Consider the following 16,247-nt stretch of genomic DNA (forward strand, 5'->3'; position numbering starts at 1 on the left):
GCAAACCCCGCCGCACATGGCCGCATGCACGGACGGATCGCGCAGGCCGGGATTGGCCAGGGCCAGGGCCAGACTCTCCAATAACTCGGTTTGCGCCGGCGTCGGCGGTTCCGGCATGAACAGCAGATACAACATCTCCGCCCAGCGCGCCCGGCCCAGCATTTCGCCGTAAACATCGTAGCCACGGCAGTAGGCTGCGCGGGCCGCGAAGGGGTTGTCGGCTTCGGCTTCCTCGCGCCAAATGGCGCTACGGATGGTATTCGGATTATCGTCGTCGCTCATCCCGGCTCCTAGGGTAAACAGACTAAAGTCATGCCGCCGTCGACGACGATCTCCTCGCCGACCACGTAGGCCGAGTCGTCGGAAGCCAGAAATAACGCCACTTTGGCCACTTCGTCAGGCGCGCCGAAGCGCTTGATCGGCGAGCGGGCTTCGATATCGTTTTTGATGGCTTGAAATACCTCGCCGGGCAAGGGTAGGCGGTTGAAACCTTCGGTATCGATAGGGCCGGGATTGATGGCATTGACCCGGATGCCGCGGCCGATCAGCGTCAGCGCCAAGGATTGCACCAGCGAACGCAAGGCGGCCTTGCTGGCGGCGTAAATGCTGAAATTCGGCGTGCCGCTACGGTTGGTAATGGAGGTGGTGACGATGATGGACGCATTAGGGTTCAGCAAGGGCAGCGCTTTCTGGATGGTGAAAAACACCCCTTTAAAGTTAACCCGCACGATACTGTCGAATTGTTCTTCGGTGGCCAATTCCAGCGGGGTCGGTTCGGCGACACCGGCGTTCAAAAACAGTACGTCCAGCGTGTCGTAATGCTGTTTGACCTGGTCCAACAGGGCTTCGATGTCGTTCAGGCAGCCGGCTTCGCTGGCGATGGTCACGGTGTCGCCGCCCAATTGCTGTTGCGCGGCGGCCAGCCGTTCCGGGTCTCGGCCGGTAATGACCAGTCTGGCGCCTTCCGCTTTAAACAGCCGGGCCGTCGCCAAGCCTATGCCGCTGGAGCCGCCGGTAATCAATACGGTTTTGCCGTTAAGTTTGTTCATCTGTTACCTGTCGCTTTTGTTGACCAAAACCCGCATCCGCACGTTCATGGGCGGCTCTTCGTCGGGGTCTATGTAGACATCCAGCAAGGTCGGGCCCTTGTAGGCGCAGATGCTGTCGATGTCCAGTTTGGCCAGGTCTTCCGGCGAGCGTATGGTATACGCCACCGCGCCCAATGCCCGCGCCAGCGCGGCGAAGTCGTTGGGCGGCAGATCGCAACCGATTTGCTCGGCGCCGGCCATGCGTTGGCCGTGCTTGACCATGCCCAAGGATTGGTCGTTGAGGACCACGAAGACGATGCTGACTTTTTCGGCGACGGCGACCGAAATTTCCTGGCCGTTCATCAGCATGCTGCCGTCGCCGGTAATGCAGACCACCGGGTCCTTACGGTTGGCGACCGCCGTGCCGACCGCGCCGCCTATGGCCCAGCCCATCGCGGCGAAGTTCATGGTTACCCGCAGCCAACCGCCGTCTGTTTTGCGCTGGCCGGGCGAGATTTTACGTCCGCCGCCGCCCAGGCGCCGTTCGCCCATGCGCCGGTCTATGCCGGAATGTAAATAGTGCACCGACCAGGAGACGCTGTTGCCGGTGTCGGCCAGAAAGCGGGTGGTGGGCGGGAAGATCAGGCCCAGCTCCTTCATCAGCCGTTGCGGTTTAATCGGCACCGCATCGCTGTCGTATTTTTCCGGTTCCGTCAGCATCAAATGCGGTTCCCATTGCCCGGCATTTTTATCGCGCGATTGCCGATGCCGGGCGTATTCGAAATTGTCGGTTTTCTGCTGGTTGTGGAACTGCTCCACCAGCCGGCTGAAAATCGATTGGATACGTCCGCGCACGTGCAGTTGGGCCATCGGCGTGCGGGACAGGTGCTCCTCGGATTCGTCGATATGTACCAGACGGTTATTCAATACGCTGTCGCTCCAGCCGCCGCTGTTCCATTCGCCCATGTTGGCGCCGATTGCCAGGATCAAATCCACCGACGGGTCCTGCAGGGCGGCTTCGGCGGAATCGTGGCCGCCGAAACCGAACACGCCGCGAAACAGCGGGTGCCGGGGGTTGACCAGGCCCTTGCCGTCCGGGGTGGTGACGATGGCGGTGCCTTTCAGCGCGGCGAATTGCAAAATCGATCCGATCGCCTCGCCGCACAAGCCGCCGATCAGCAGCACGACATTCTGGGCCTTGGTCAGCATGTCCCGCAGGTTTTCGATGGCGTCGTTATCCACCATGGAGGAGGGGGCCAACAGATTTCTCAAGTCGTAGGAAGGTTCGGGCCGGGCGCTGGGGCTGCGGAAAACGTCGACGGGCACGGTGAGGTGGGAAGGCCCCCTCGGCGCACGCACGGCGCGCTGCAAGGCCGTCACCAGTTTGGCTTCCAGTTGCTTGGGATGGGAAACCAGCGAATTATAGCGGGTGCAGTGGCGAAACATGCCCAGGGTGTTGATGCCGGTGCAGGACGATTCCTGCAAGGGATTTTTGCCGAAAGCCGGCAGGGCGGGCTGTCCGGTGATGACCAGCATCGGAATATTGTTGTCGTAGGCGCAGGCAACCCCGGTAATCAAGTTGGTGGCGCCGGGTCCGGAGGTGGAACAACAGACGCCGATCTTGCCGCTTTCGCGCGCGTAACCGTCGGCCATGAAGGCCGCTCCGGCTTCGTGGCGGGCCAGAATATGGCGAATACGGCCGCGGCGGGTGCTGCGGGCGATGGCGTTGTAAAACGGTTCTATCGCGCCGCCTGGCACGCCGAAGACGTATTCGATCTCCAATTGTTCCAGGTATTCGACCAATAAGTCCGCGACATCCTTGGGGGGAAGCTGCTTGCCTTCCGGGGTTTCCCCGCTTGGCGCCGCTTGTGTGTGAATAAGAGAAATGCGAGCATTCATTTTCCCACCTTTGGTTAGATATGGAGTGTCATTGTTGACCGGCCGGATCATGGCGCCGGCATGGCGGTGCCGGCGCCATTCGAAACGGAAAGTGTAGAGTAGAGAGCGCCGCTTGAAAAGAAATGTAGCCGTATTTTCGGAACCGGGGCCGGATGCGTATATCGGTTGCCGGCGGCTTTGCCGGTAAACCGGCAAGCTTGCGTACCGCGGCGGCGGGTTTGTTTCGAGGGGATTTAAAGCGGCTTTTCGCGCGGGCCGGTCAGGATTTTTTGCCGAAACGGGTTTCTAAATCCGCGCCGAAACGGCGGGCTGCTTTACGCATAAATTGCGTTTGCCGTTGGAAGTTGCGGCAGCTTGGGCACATCGCGGTATGCAGGCGGATCTCCAGCCGTTCACGCCAATCCAGGGGATTGTCCAGACCCCTGGACACCAGGGCGGAAATTTCGCGGCAACTACGCATGTTATTTCTCCTGTTTTTGGCTATTGAACCAGCGGATTTCCAGACATTCGCGCAGTCTGAGCCGGGCCCTGTGCATGACGACCCAGTAATTGGTTTCGGTTAATCCGGCTTCCCGGCAGACTTCGTCGGCTTCCAGGCCCACCAATTCCCGCAGCATGAATACCTTGGCCATTTTCGGCGGCAGATTGTTTTGGCAGGTTTCGTAAACGCTCCAAAACTCCTGTTGCCTGAATGCCGCCTCGGGATCGTTCCAGGCGCTTGGACCGCTGTGCCAATGGCCGTTGCTCATAAAGAAAGCGTCTTCGTCCGCTTCGGCATCCTCGGCGGCATCGAGCCGATGGCTGTCGGTTAAGACTGGGTCGTGCGCGCTACGCCGCCAATGGTCGGCAATTTTGTGTTTCAAAATACCGATCAGCCAGGTGCGCAGGCTCGCCTTGCCGGCAAAGCCGGCCGAGCCTTGCCAGGCGGACAGCAAGGTCTCCTGCACCGCGTCGTCGGCCAATTCGGGGTCGCGCATTTGCAGCAGGGCGTAGCGGAACAATACCTGCCGGTGTTCCGCCAATAGTGTCTCGCTCAACGAATTGTCGGTCATGTCGGCAATCGGGCTTAACAGCAGGCGCCGTCCGCCGAGGGGCCAGCGCCTTGTGGGCCGGGCGCGCAATCGAACAAGCCGAAGTGGCGGGATTTGTCGCCCAACACTTGGAAGTGATCGCCGTAGCGGCTGGCGGCCAGCATGTCGGCGGTATTGCCGCAGACCCGCAACGGCCGGCCGGTTTCGAAGTGGTGGTGGTCGTCCAGCTCGAAGCCGTGGGGATGTTGGGCTATGCTGCCCAGATATACGGCGACTTGGCCGAAATCCTCGCAACGGTCTTCCAGCGCCATCTTGAAGGCCCGTACCGTCACCGAATTGAATTTGACCATGCCGATTTTGGCAAATACTTCGGGATCGTCGAGGCTGATGGGGTTTTGCTTGACGCTGCGTACGTCCGGGCAACCCAAATCGTGCAAAATCCGCCGAAAATCTTCCCAATACAGAGCGCCGCCCAGGCACTCGCCCAGTAGTACCGGATCTTGGCGCAATGCCGCCGGAATACGGCGGTCGGCGAACACATCGGAAAAATACAATTCGCCGCCGGGTTTCAGCACCCGGAAAATTTCGGCCAGCACTTTGGGCTTTTCCGGCGACAGATTGATCACGCAGTTGGAGACCACCACGTCCATGCTGTTATCGGCAATGCCCACCGTGGACAGGTTTTCGATATGGCCGTGCAGGAAGTCGACGTTGGCGTAACCGAAGCGCTCGGCGTGCCAGTCGCGGTGGCGCACGGCGATTTCCAATTGTTCCGGGGTCATGTCGACACCGATCACCCGGCCGCTCGGGCCCACCAGTTTCGACAGCAAATAGCAATCGCGGCCGCTGCCGCAACCCAAGTCCAAGACGGTTTTGCCTTCCAGGGCCGGCGGCAACGGCGAGCCGCAACCGTAGAAACGTTCCAGCACTTCGGGGTGCAATCCGGCCAATAGCGCTTTTAAATAGCCGGGCATGGCGTCTATGCTGCAGCAGGCGCTGGTTTTCAGGTCGTTGCTGGATTGCAGAACCTGTCCGTAGTAATGGCGGACCGATTCGCTGATTTCTATACTGGTAGTCATGGGATGTCTCGTGTTTAGCATTATTTAGAGCGTGCCGGCGCCTTGGCGGGCCTTGCGGCGGCACAAAACGCTACCGGCCGGCGATTCGGTGTTATGTCGTCCCGCCATGGCAAATCCTTACAAAGGTTGTCCGGCGCGCACTGGCTCCGTCCGCAGTCTCGGGTTCAAGGCTTTCGATATAAGGGCAGCGCATCGATTCGCTCGTCGATTTCCGCAATCATACTCCGATATAGCGTGCTGTCCGTATTGTTAAAACGGGCCTTGAAGGCCGGTTCGTCCAACTGTTCCGGCAAACCCTGTATGTCGGGAATGATGGCGGTGTAATCCTGGGTCCGCGACATGATGCGCTGCAGCTCGCGGGCCTGTTTGGGGGTGCCCGTGGCCAGTTGGCCGAAACGCGTGCCGGCGCGGTCGGCGGTCAAATCGATGAAGCTGAAGCCGCTGCCTTTTTCGGCGTCCGCCAGCTCCTTGTCTTCCCCCAGCCGTTCGCCGAGTATAGAAGCATCCACCGCCGCCAATAAAGCGGATGCGATGAAGTGTTGCGGAATATCGATGCGTTTATAGGCGAATACCGAATATTCCTTGCTGTAAACCAGGCCCAGCGGCAGGTAGCGGCGCAAGTCGTATTTGTAGATATAGCTGCCCACCGCAATGATGACGGCCCGGTTTTCCCGAATGGCGGTGTCCTCGGTCGAACGCTGATAGGCGGACAAAAACAAGGGCTGGAGTAAATTCATCAGGGACAAGCGCCAGGCCGGGTCGTGTCGGCTGACGATGTCGTTGATTTGTTGTTGGTATAAATGCAGGTTGGGATATTCGCGATGCTGTTGGATGACCAACTGCTTGGCGGCATCGACGATGGCGCCCAGATAGCTGATTTGCAGGCCGTCGGCGGTAAAGCGAACATCCTTGACGTATTGTTCGCCCAAGCGCCAATAATTTTTAAACGGAGCGGTCCGCGCCAGGGCCGGGAGCAAATAATTCGCCGCCGGGTCGGGTATCGATATTTCGCCGATCTTGAACGATTTGATTCTGATGTCGTTACCGCTTTGAATTAATTTAAAGCTGAAATCCAGATAGCGCCCCCAGATGGTTTGGGGAACGAATACCGCGATTTGGGCGAATATCAGGTCTTGGCCGATTTGGATCTGCACCGTGTTTTCGAAAAAATGGTTCAGCAGGTAGCTGACGGCGATATTGACGTCTTTTTGGTTCAGCGCGATGGTTTTGATCTCGCCGCGTTCTTCCGGCGACAAGTGCAGGAGTTGCTTGGCGCGCTGGATGTCGTCGCGGTTGAAACCCTGGTGCATTTGCAATAAGGGCGTGTCGTCCAACGCAAACCATAACAGCAGGTTAAGCGGCACCGCGACGATCAGACAGGCGTAAAGCAAAAATTTGACAGGCCTGGATGCGCCGAACGATTTGAGCATGAGTTAAAAAGACAGATTAAACCGGGCTTCTTTCAGGTATTGGACTTCTTGTTTTAAGTCGGCCTGGGTCAACGGCGCTTGTTCCAGCCATTGTTCGGGGAAGGTCAGTGTTATGTCGTTATCGGCGATGTCGATTTGAAAATCCGGCCGCTGGCTGTGCCGGTTTCTGTGCAGCAAGGCGGCGAGGCGAAAGAGGACGGCCATGATGGGGGCGTGCCGGTGCCAGGGGGCCGGCAGATCGTCGAAGCGCGATGGGCTGAATCTCTTGCGGTGGCTGCGCACCAGACGGGAAATGATCAATTGGTCCTGTTTGGAAAAGCCGGCCAGATCGGCATTTTCGATGATGTAAGCGCTATGCTTATGGTATTGGCTGTGGGCAATTTCAAAACCGATTTCATGCAAATCGGCCGCCCATTCCAGAAATTGCAGGCTGGCCGGGTTGTCGTCGAAGCAGGGGTGATGTTCCAGTTGCGCCGCCATGTAACGGATGGTGTCCTTGAGTTGCTCGGCATGGCGCCGGTCGGTGTGGTAACGTTCGGCGGCGGTACGGCTGGTTTGGGAACGGATGTCGTGATCGTAAATCCGGCCCAACAGGTCGTATACCAGCCCTTCCCGCAAGGCGCCGTCGGATACGGTCATTTGTTGAATGTTCAGGGTTTTGAAGCTGGCGTAAACGATCGCCACAGCGCCGATGAAGACCGGCCGCCGTTCGACGCTGAGCGCCGGAAACAGGATTTGATCGGTATGGTTTAGGGTCAACAAATGCGCAACCAGTTGTTCCATGCCGTCCAGCGTGATGCCGTTATTGCTGAAGCCGGACGTTTGCAGCACGTTGCTGATGGCTTTCAAGCTGCCGGAGGCGCCGATCGCCTCGTCGAAATGCCGGCTGTTAAAGGTATCCTGAAACGGCTCCAGCTGTTGCTCCGCAAATAGGCAGGCTTTCTTAAAGGCTTTTTTAGACAGGACGCCGTTCTTGAAAAAATCCTGGCTGACCGTGACGCAACCCATGTTCAAACTTTCCTTGGTATGCGGCGTATCCTGTTTGCCGATAATATATTCGGTGCTGCTGCCGCCGATATCCATCACAAAACGTTCGTTGGCATTGCTGGCCAGGCTGTGGGCGACGCCCTGGTAGATCAGGCGGGCCTCTTCGATGCCGGACACGATGTGTATCGGATGCCCCAGCGCCCGTTCGGCTTTTTTGATGAACTGTTCGGCGTTTTTGGCCTGCCGTAAGGTGTTGGTGCCGACGATGCGCACGCTGTGGGGCGGAAAATTGCTGATGCGTTGGCCGAAACGCTCCAGGCAGGCCAGGGCTTTTGCCTGGGTCGGCTGGTCCAGAACTTTGTTTTCATCCATGCCGGCCGCCAGGCGTACCATTTCCTTCAGGCGGTCTATGGTTTGCAATTTGCCGTCCTTGAGGTTGCAGATGATCATGTGAAAGCTATTGGAGCCCAAGTCGACGGCGGCTACATTGGTGGGTATCGGATGTGGCAAGGTTGTATTCCTGTTTAGGCGTGGGCGGTGTGGGGAATTCTGTTAAAATCCGCACCTTTTAGGCGGTATCCCCGGATGTCGCGCCCGTTCTGGTTTACCGCATTATAAACTACCCCATGAAGGCTTTATCCATTCATAATCTAAAAAAGACCTATAACAACGGCTTCCAGGCCCTGAAGGGTGTGGATCTTGAAGTGGAAGACGGCGATTTCTTCGCCTTGCTGGGCCCGAACGGCGCCGGTAAATCCACCCTGATCGGCATCGTCAGTTCCTTGGTAAACAAAACCGAGGGAAGGGTGAGCGTATTCGGGCACGATCTGGTTAAAGACAACGAAAAAGCCAAAAGTTGTATCGGTCTGGTGCCGCAGGAAGTGAATTTCAATCAATTCGAAACCGTTAAAAACGTAGTGCTGATTCAGGCCGGCTATTACGGCATTTCGCGCAAACAGGCGCTGGCGCAAACCGAACAAAGCCTGAAGCAAATGGATTTATGGGACAAGCGCGACCTGGTGTCGCGGCGCTTGTCGGGCGGCATGAAACGGCGCTTGATGATTGCCCGCGCCATGGTGCACAAGCCCAGATTATTGATTTTGGACGAGCCGACCGCCGGCGTCGATATCGAAATCCGCCGGGCCATGTGGCAGTTGATGCAGGAGGTGAACCGGCAGGGCACCACCATTATCCTGACCACCCATTATCTGGAAGAAGCGGAAAGCCTGTGCCGCAATATCGCCATTATTAATAATGGACAAATCGTGGAAAAATCGGCGATGAACAGCTTGTTGCAGCGCATTCATACCGACCATTTCGTGTTGAATATCGCCCAAAATCTGCGGGCGGCGCCGGTCATCGACGGCTACGAAATAGAACTGGCCGACAGCCAGGTGCTGAATGTGGCGGTGCCGAAAAGCCGCGGCCTGAACCGGTTATTTCAGCAATTGTCCGGCTTGGGGATAGACGTCTTGAGTTTGAAAAACAAGTCCAACCGTCTGGAACAACTTTTTATCGAACTGGTGCAATGAATTATTCCGTCCCGTTTTTTACCATCCTGTATAAGGAAGTCTGCCGCTTTACCCGCATCTGGCCGCAAACCCTGCTGCCGCCGGCCATCACCACCGCCCTGTATTTTCTGATTTTCGGCAAGCTGATCGGCGGGCGTATCGGCAGTGTGCAGGGGGTCGGTTATATGGACTACATCGTGCCGGGGGTGATTTTGATGTCGGTGATCAGCCACGCTTATGCCAATGTGGTGTCGTCGTTTTATTCCACCAAGTTTCAGCACCACATCGAAGAATTGCTGGTGTCGCCGGTGCCGAACTGGGTAATCCTGACGGGTTATGTCAGCGGCGGCATCGCCCGCGGCGTCATGGTGGGGCTGGTAGTGGCCGGTATCTCCATGCTGTTTACCCAGGTTGGTGTGCTGCACTGGGGAATTACCCTCGCCATGCTGCTGCTGACCGCTACCTTGTTCGCGCTGGCCGGCTTTATCAACGCAGTGTTTGCCGACAGTTTCGACGACATTTCCATCATTCCCAATTTTGTGCTGACGCCGCTGAGCTATTTGGGCGGCGTGTTCTATTCGCTAGCCATGCTGCCGCCCGTCTGGCAAATCATCGCCCAAGGCAATCCGATCATCTACATGATCAACGCCTTCCGCTTCGGCCTGATAGGGGTGACGGACGTGGATATTGTGCTGGCTTTCGAAATGACGGTCGGATTTATCGTGTTTTTGACGTTGTTGAGTTTGTGGTTGCTGCACAAAGGGGTGGGGATTAAGAATTGAAGTTTGTGTTAACCGCGAATGGATGAGTTGGCTGCGTCGCACATTAGCGAAAGGTGTCGGGATATGGTTGAAAACAACTTACCGACATAGCTTTACTTGTAGGAGCGGCTTTAGCCGCAATGAGCGCCTTGATCGGGGCTAAATCCCTTCTACCGGCAACAATTCCGAAAATACGGGGATGTTGTTTCGGTTTTTGACGAAATCCTAAATGGATGAGATGGAGTCTTCAAGAACTTAGGAATGACGTTGAGCGGCTATAGATAGGTTAGTACAGGCAAAGTGTCCTAGGCTGAACAACTTGAAACCCAGCTAAGGTTTGCATTGCTGGGTTTCGCTGCCGCTCTACCCAGCCTACGGTTCGATACCGCTAAGCGATAATTATTTTGTAACTATTCAGTGTAGGTTGGGTTAGGCGCTAGCCGTAACCCAACGCATCGGCTTATGGCGGTGCAATGGCTTCAATTGTTGGGTTACGCTCTATCGAGCTAACCCAACCTACGCAATTGATCCGCATCGGCGAGCATTCACTGAATAGTTACCTTATTTTTTGGTCATGAAGTAATAAACCGTCTGGCATTTCAAAACCATTTGATTGCCGTTTTTTTCGATGGCTTCGCAGGTTTCCATTTTCGAGCGGCCCGGTGCGGCTTGTTTGACCAGTTTGCCGTCTTGAATGGAATAGTTCAGCACGGCTTTCAGGCTGTCGATACGGGCGTGAGCGTCCGAATCCTTGGTGACGCCTTCAAGAGTGCCGTCCGCTTTGATGGTCCAGGTGGTGTTAGAAGATCTGGCGTTGCTGCCGTCGCTGTTGGCGGATTCTTTATCGATTTGCCAAGTGCCCAGGACATCGGCTTGCGTGAGAGCGACTTCGGCTGTCGCCGCAAAAGATAAAGCCATCAGGGCGAGGACTGGAAGTGTTTGAATTCGCATGCTTAAAGCCTTCTGAGTCTTGTTTAAAAGAGCCTAAATTGTAACACAGCCGGGAAAGAACTATTAAAGAAGGTAGGGTAATTCGCTCGCGGCCTAGGCGATTATTTTGCCGGGCTTTGCCCGGCGGCGCCTGCCGTTATCGGCAATCGAACTGTTTCGGCCAATCCCGGTAATTGAATACCTGGCCTTCCCGGCGCACGGTGTCCACGGCGGCCAAATCGACATCGGCATACACCCATTGCACCTTGTTGTATTCGCCTATCGCCAGGATGCCGTTATTGGGGAAACCTCTATCGACCGGCGTGTAAATCGCCGCCGCGCCGCGGTTGACGTCCACCGCTTCCGACCAGTCCGCATCGCCGACCAGCGAGGCTTGCACGACATAGCATTGGTTTTCCAGCGCGCGGGCCTGGCAGCCTATTCGCACCCGGTAATAGCCGGCTTCGGTGTCGGTGCAACTCGGCACCAAAATCAGCGTGGCGCCGCGCTCGGCCTGCATCCGCGCATAGTGCGGAAATTCGCTGTCGTAGCAGATGTTGACCGCCACCTTGCCGAACGCGGTGTCGAACAGCTTGATCTCCAGGCCGCGCGCGATATGCCATTGCTCGTTTTCGAAACGGGTCATGGTCAGCTTTGCCTGATAATCCGCATCGCCTTGCGGGGTGAAGAAATAGGCGTGATTGCGGAATTCGCCGTTGTCGTGTTTGACCGGGAAGGTGCCGGCCTGAATGTAAACCCGGTGCTCGGCGGCCAGGGTTTCGAACAGATTCAGATAATCCGGCAGCAGGGTTTGCAGGGCGTCCAACTGGCCGTTCAAAGAGCTATAGACTTCCTTGGGAAACAGCGATGCCAGTTCCATGCAGGCGTATTCCGGGAACAGCAGGATGTCGGCCTTGTTGTCCGCCGCTTCCTTGACCCAGCGGCGGGCTTTGGCCTCAAAGTTTTCCCAGGTTTCCAGGAAACTGATGTCGTATTGGGCGCTGGCGATTTTAGGCACGGTCTTCTCTCAACCAAAAAGTCATGGGTTTTGGGGTTTCGGTCGCGTCGTCCAGATCTTTCCATGTGTAGGTGGTTTTCAGCTCGGGATGCTTGAAATAGCCGCGCTTGTTCCAAAATTTATCCAGCGGCACATAATCGGCGGGCCGGCGCGGATGGTCGGCCGGGCGTTCGACGCAGCAGAAGGTGATATGCCGGAAGCCGCCCAAATCCTCGGCATGGGCTTCGCGTTGCTCGAAGAATTTGACGCCGATGCCGAGGCCGCGATAGGCCTTGTTCAGCACCGATTCGCCGCAGTAGAACACCTGGTCCGGGTCGTAACAATGGTCGACAAAGGGTTTTTTCACTTCGGCGGTTTCGTATTTCAACGGTATCGCGGTCGAGGCGCCGATAATCGCATCTTCGTCAAAGGCCAACACGATTACACTTTCCGGGCAGTCGATATAGGTTTGCAGATACTTTTTTTCGTATTCGTAGTCGCCGTCGTACAGATACGGGAAATCTCGGAACACTTCGATGCGGAGGCGGGCCAGTTCGGGGATGTATTGAACCAGCGCCTCGCCGCTCAAACGCTGTATGCGGATGTCTTTATTCATGGGTTTTGGTTTGATTGAAAAACGAAACAACCGCCGCCGGCGATCCGGCGGCCTAAGGCGGCATATTGTATTGCAGGCCGGCGGGATTGCCTATCCGCGAATCGGCGGCATGGATGCCGGAGGTCGAGCAGCGCGGGAGCGGTTGCCGAGTATGCCGCGGAAGGGTGTTTAAATTACGCGAGAATAGTATTTGAAAAGCCGTATGGCTCGTATATGCTGTGCGGCTCGTTTAACCGAGCTTTCCTTTTTAACCTTAAGTAACACATTTGAAAACTAGAGCCCTTTTATTCATTTTATTTTTAACCGCCGGATGGGAGTCTGCCGTGGGAGCACAACAAGCAAACGCTGACATCGAAAACCAAGTCCGGGACTTGCTGGCGCAAATGACCTTGGAAGAAAAAGTCGGGCAGATGACACAGGTCGACTTCAGCGTGATTTCGATCGAAAACGGCCAGGATGCCGACAATCCCATCGACCAGGCCAAGTTGGAAGACGCCTTGTTCAACCATCATGTCGGTTCGATCCTGAATACCCCGACCACCCCGAACAACAAGGCCCAGCCGATAGAAAAATGGCGCAAGCTGACGCAGATCATCCGCGAAACCGCCGCCAAAACCCGCCTGAAAATCCCGGTGATCTACGGCATAGACGCCATACACGGCGCCACCTATACCCAGGGCGCGACGCTGTTTCCGCAGGCCGTCGGCATGGCCGCTACCTTTAATACCGAACTGTCCGAAAAAGCCGGCGAAATCACCGCGCGGGCGGTTAAAGCGTCCGGTCTGGACTGGAATTTTTCGCCGGTGATGGACATCGGCCGCCAGCCCTTATGGCCGCGGTTGTGGGAAACCTACGGCGAAGACGTGCATCTGGCCGGGGCCATGGGCAGCGCTTATATTCGCGGCCATCAGGGCGACGACTTCGCCGCCGCCGACAAAGCGCCGACCTGCTTGAAACATTATGTCGGCTACAGCTATCCGCTGAATGGCAAAGACCGCAGCCCGGCCTGGATAGGCGAACGGGCCTTGTGGGAGTATTTTCTGCCGCCTTTTCAGGCCGGCGTCTTGGCGGGCGCGCCGACCGTGATGGTCAATTCGGCGGAAGTGGACGGTATTCCCGGCCACGCCAACTACCACTATCTGACCGAAATCCTGCGCGGCGAGATGGGCTTTACAGGCTTTACCGTGTCGGATTGGGAAGACATTATCCGTTTGCATACCCGCGACAAGATGGCCGCTTCGCCGCGCGAGGCGGTCAAAATCGCCGTGATGGCCGGCGTGGATATGAGCATGGTGCCGTTCGATTATTCGTTTTACGATTTGCTGTTGGATTTGGCCAAAACCGGCGAGGTGCCGCAGAGCCGCATCGACGAAGCGGTAGGGCGCATTTTACGGGTCAAGCTGCAAAGCGGATTGTTCGAGCGTAGCGAACCTTCTATAGCGGTTGCAGGCAACTTTGCCACCGAGGAAGATCAGGCGGTGAACCGCCAGGCGGCCGAAGAGGCTATCGTGTTGGTCAAAAACGCCAACGGCATTTTGCCGCTGAGCAAGCAAGCCAATATTTTGGTGACCGGCCCCACTGCCAATTTGCTCAGCGTCATGAACGGCGGCTGGACCATCACCTGGCAAGGCAACGCCGAACAATGGTACCCGCAAGACAAGTTGACGCTGTTAAATGCCCTGCGGCAAAAAACCGCCGGCAAGGTCACTTATGTCGGCGGCCAGCGTTATGACGAGGAAATCAATATCGAACAGGCGGTGGCTCAGGCACGCCAGCATGACGTGGTGATCCTGGCGTTGGGCGAAAATACCTATACCGAAACCGTCGGCAATATCGACAGTCTGGATTTGCCGGCCGTGCAATTGCAACTGGCGCGGGCGATTTTCGCGGCGGGAAAACCGGTGATTCTGGTGACTTTCGGCGGCCGGCCGCGCATCATTACCGAGATTGCCGAGCAATCCCAGGCCGTGCTGCTGGGTTTTCTGCCGGGCATGGAAGGCGGGGCGGCGATGGCGGACATACTATTCGGCGACGTCAATCCCAGCGGCAAATTGCCGTTGAGTTATCCGCGCGCCGCTAACGATGTGACACCGTACGACCACAAACCGATGGAAGCCTTCGAAGCCAATCAATATAAGCCGCTGTATCCGTTCGGCCACGGCTTGAGTTATACCCAATTCGAAACCGGCGGCTTAACGTTGAATAAAAACAGTATTGCCTTGGGCGACTCTGTCGAGGTTAGCGTCAACGTTAAAAACACCGGCAAGCTTGCCGGCAAGGAAGCGGTGCTGGTGTATTTGCACGATCTGGTCGGCTCGGTGACCCGGCCGGTCAAGCAATTGAAAGCCTTTAAAAAAGTCGAACTAAAACCCGGGCAGCAGCAAACCCTGAGTTTCACGCTGACGCCGGAGGATATGTCGTTTATCGGCGTGGACAAGCGCCGCATCGTCGAGCCGGGCGAATTCGAGGTGATGGTCGGCGCCGAAACGGCTCGTTTCAACGTGGTCGCCAATTGAGCCGGGTTTTTGCGATGAACAAACAGCAAGGTCAAGCGTATGGCGGGGCATTGACGGTATTGACGTCCTTGTTTTTCATCTGGGGTTTCATCACCTGCCTGAACGACATCTTGATACCGCACTTAAAGGCCGTATTTACCCTGAATTACTTTCAGGCCATGTTGATTCAGTTCTGCTTTTTCGCCGCCTATTTCGTGGTGTCGGTGCCCAGCGGTTTGCTGGTGGAAAAAATAGGTTACAAAGGCGGCATCATTGCCGGGCTTGCTATTGCCGGCCTGGGCTGCCTGTTGTTTTATCCGGCCGCCGGCCTGCATGCCTATCCCTTGTTTTTGACGGCGTTTTTCGTGTTGGCCGCCGGCATTACCTTGTTGCAGGTGGCGGCCAATCCGTATGTGACGGTGTTGGGGCCGTCCGAAACCGCATCCAGCCGCCTGACTCTGACCCAGGCCTTTAATTCGCTAGGTACCACGCTGGCGCCGTATTTCGGCGCATTGTTGATTTTGTCGACAGCCGTGAAAAGCGCCGACGAAATCAGCCTGCTGAATGCCGAGCAATTATCGGCCTATCAAGCTACTCAGGCGGCGGCGGTGCAAAATCCGTATTTGTTTTTAGCGGCGGTGTTGTTCGGTCTGGCGGGGCTGTTCGCGCGGTTGAAACTGCCGAAAATCGACGCTGCACCCGCTCAACGGCAGGATGAAGCCGGGCAGGGCAGCGCTTGGCAATACCCGCATCTGGTATTGGGCGCGCTGGCAATTTTTGTGTACGTCGGCGGCGAGGTGGCGATAGGCAGCTTCATGGTCAGCTTTTTGGGCCAGCCCGAAATAGCCGGCCTAGCCGAACAAGACGCCGGCAAGTATGTGTCGTTTTACTGGGGCGGCGCCATGGTCGGACGCTTTATCGGCGCGGCGGTGATGCGGGTGTTGCAACCCGGCGCAGTATTGGCTTTTAATGCGGTGATGGCCGCTTTGTTGGTGTCGGCCGCCATGTCGGCTAGCGGCTGGCTGGCGATGTGGAGTTTGCTGGCGGTGGGCTTATGCAACTCCATCATGTTCCCGACCATATTTTCGCTGGCTCTGGCCGGCTTGGGCCGGCATACCGGGCAAGGCTCGGGCATTTTATGCGCCGCCATCGTCGGCGGCGCCATCGTGCCGGTAATGCAGGGTTTGCTGGCGGATCGTATCGGTATTCAGCCGGCGCTGGGCTTGCCGGTATTGTGCTATCTGTATATCGCCTACTACGGCTGGCGCAGTGTAAGGGTGTCTGTAGCGGCGGATTAATGGCGTATTCCGATCATCGCAGTCGTTGACGCCGAAAATTTCAGGCAATCCGATTTGAATCCGGCTTGGTTTTGAAGGGTTGGATTCGACGGTACGGCTACGCGCTTACGCTATGGTGCCTCTTGCAAAATCACTTTTGCCCCAGTCTGACACTCCAGAAAAAACACCGAGATGGCGTCAAGGTT

14 protein-coding genes and 1 pseudogene are annotated in these 16,247 nt (G+C 56.7%); 4 read left to right on the top strand and 11 right to left on the bottom strand.

Annotation, left to right across the window (positions count from 1 at the left end; all coding sequences use genetic code 11):
- The 8 genes and pseudogenes from NP596_RS14290 to ppx all read right to left on the bottom strand — a co-directional run.
- Positions 1–282 (bottom strand): annotated as a pseudogene (locus NP596_RS14290) (citryl-CoA lyase); the annotation flags it as partial.
- A gap of 8 nt (positions 283–290) precedes the next feature.
- Entirely contained in the window at positions 291–1,049 is a 759-nt protein-coding gene (locus NP596_RS14295; RefSeq protein ID WP_256616062.1) for an SDR family oxidoreductase, read from the bottom strand.
- 3 nt (positions 1,050–1,052) lie between these two features.
- Entirely contained in the window at positions 1,053–2,927 is a 1,875-nt protein-coding gene (locus NP596_RS14300) for a thiamine pyrophosphate-binding protein (protein ID WP_256616063.1), read from the bottom strand.
- Between the two features lie 259 nt (positions 2,928–3,186).
- The gene (locus NP596_RS14305) at positions 3,187–3,387 is read right to left on the bottom strand and encodes a zf-HC2 domain-containing protein (RefSeq protein WP_256616064.1); all 201 of its coding nucleotides are present in this window, start codon (positions 3,385–3,387) and stop codon (positions 3,187–3,189) included.
- A gap of 1 nt (position 3,388) precedes the next feature.
- Complete coding sequence (locus NP596_RS14310) at positions 3,389–3,979, bottom strand: sigma-70 family RNA polymerase sigma factor (RefSeq protein ID WP_256616065.1); 591 nt, start codon at positions 3,977–3,979, stop codon at positions 3,389–3,391.
- 14 nt (positions 3,980–3,993) lie between these two features.
- On the bottom strand, positions 3,994–5,037 hold the full coding sequence (locus NP596_RS14315) for a methyltransferase domain-containing protein (RefSeq protein WP_256616066.1): 1,044 nt from the start codon (positions 5,035–5,037) through the stop codon (positions 3,994–3,996).
- 164 nt (positions 5,038–5,201) lie between these two features.
- Positions 5,202–6,467 carry a YfiM family lipoprotein gene (locus NP596_RS14320; protein WP_256616067.1) on the bottom strand — a complete coding sequence of 422 codons (1,266 nt, stop codon included), beginning with the start codon at positions 6,465–6,467 and terminating at the stop codon, positions 5,202–5,204.
- Between the two features lie 3 nt (positions 6,468–6,470).
- Positions 6,471–7,964 (bottom strand): exopolyphosphatase, encoded by a 1,494-nt coding sequence (ppx, locus tag NP596_RS14325; protein WP_256616068.1) that lies wholly within the window; start codon positions 7,962–7,964, stop codon positions 6,471–6,473.
- 116 nt (positions 7,965–8,080) lie between these two features.
- On the opposite strand from ppx, the gene NP596_RS14330 reads away from it, so the two are divergent.
- Both NP596_RS14330 and NP596_RS14335 read left to right on the top strand, forming a co-directional pair.
- Positions 8,081–8,986 carry an ABC transporter ATP-binding protein gene (locus NP596_RS14330; protein WP_256616069.1) on the top strand — a complete coding sequence of 302 codons (906 nt, stop codon included), beginning with the start codon at positions 8,081–8,083 and terminating at the stop codon, positions 8,984–8,986.
- Positions 8,983–9,747 (top strand): ABC transporter permease, encoded by a 765-nt coding sequence (locus NP596_RS14335; RefSeq protein ID WP_256616070.1) that lies wholly within the window; start codon positions 8,983–8,985, stop codon positions 9,745–9,747. The genes NP596_RS14330 and NP596_RS14335 overlap by 4 nt, the downstream gene beginning before the upstream one ends.
- 540 nt (positions 9,748–10,287) lie before the next feature.
- Here the strand turns inward: NP596_RS14335 and NP596_RS14340 are convergent.
- The 3 genes from NP596_RS14340 to NP596_RS14350 form a co-directional block, all read right to left on the bottom strand.
- The gene (locus NP596_RS14340; RefSeq protein ID WP_256616071.1) at positions 10,288–10,644 is read right to left on the bottom strand and encodes a hypothetical protein; all 357 of its coding nucleotides are present in this window, start codon (positions 10,642–10,644) and stop codon (positions 10,288–10,290) included.
- A gap of 169 nt (positions 10,645–10,813) precedes the next feature.
- Positions 10,814–11,674: a carbon-nitrogen hydrolase family protein gene (locus NP596_RS14345; protein WP_256616072.1), complete on the bottom strand. Its 861-nt coding sequence runs from the start codon at positions 11,672–11,674 to the stop codon at positions 10,814–10,816.
- Entirely contained in the window at positions 11,667–12,269 is a 603-nt protein-coding gene (locus NP596_RS14350; RefSeq protein ID WP_256616073.1) for a GNAT family N-acetyltransferase, read from the bottom strand. The genes NP596_RS14345 and NP596_RS14350 overlap by 8 nt, the downstream gene beginning before the upstream one ends.
- A 323-nt stretch (positions 12,270–12,592) precedes the next feature.
- Between NP596_RS14350 and NP596_RS14355 the strand changes: the two genes are divergently transcribed.
- The gene (locus NP596_RS14355; protein WP_256616074.1) at positions 12,593–14,785 is read left to right on the top strand and encodes a glycoside hydrolase family 3 N-terminal domain-containing protein; all 2,193 of its coding nucleotides are present in this window, start codon (positions 12,593–12,595) and stop codon (positions 14,783–14,785) included.
- Between the two features lie 14 nt (positions 14,786–14,799).
- Positions 14,800–16,062 (top strand): L-fucose:H+ symporter permease, encoded by a 1,263-nt coding sequence (fucP, locus tag NP596_RS14360; RefSeq protein ID WP_256616075.1) that lies wholly within the window; start codon positions 14,800–14,802, stop codon positions 16,060–16,062.
- The last annotated feature ends 185 nt before the right edge of the window (positions 16,063–16,247 follow it).

The sequence above is a fragment of the Methylomonas rivi genome, from assembly GCF_024505165.1.
GTDB classification, from domain to species: Bacteria; Pseudomonadota; Gammaproteobacteria; order Methylococcales; family Methylomonadaceae; genus Methylomonas; species Methylomonas rivi.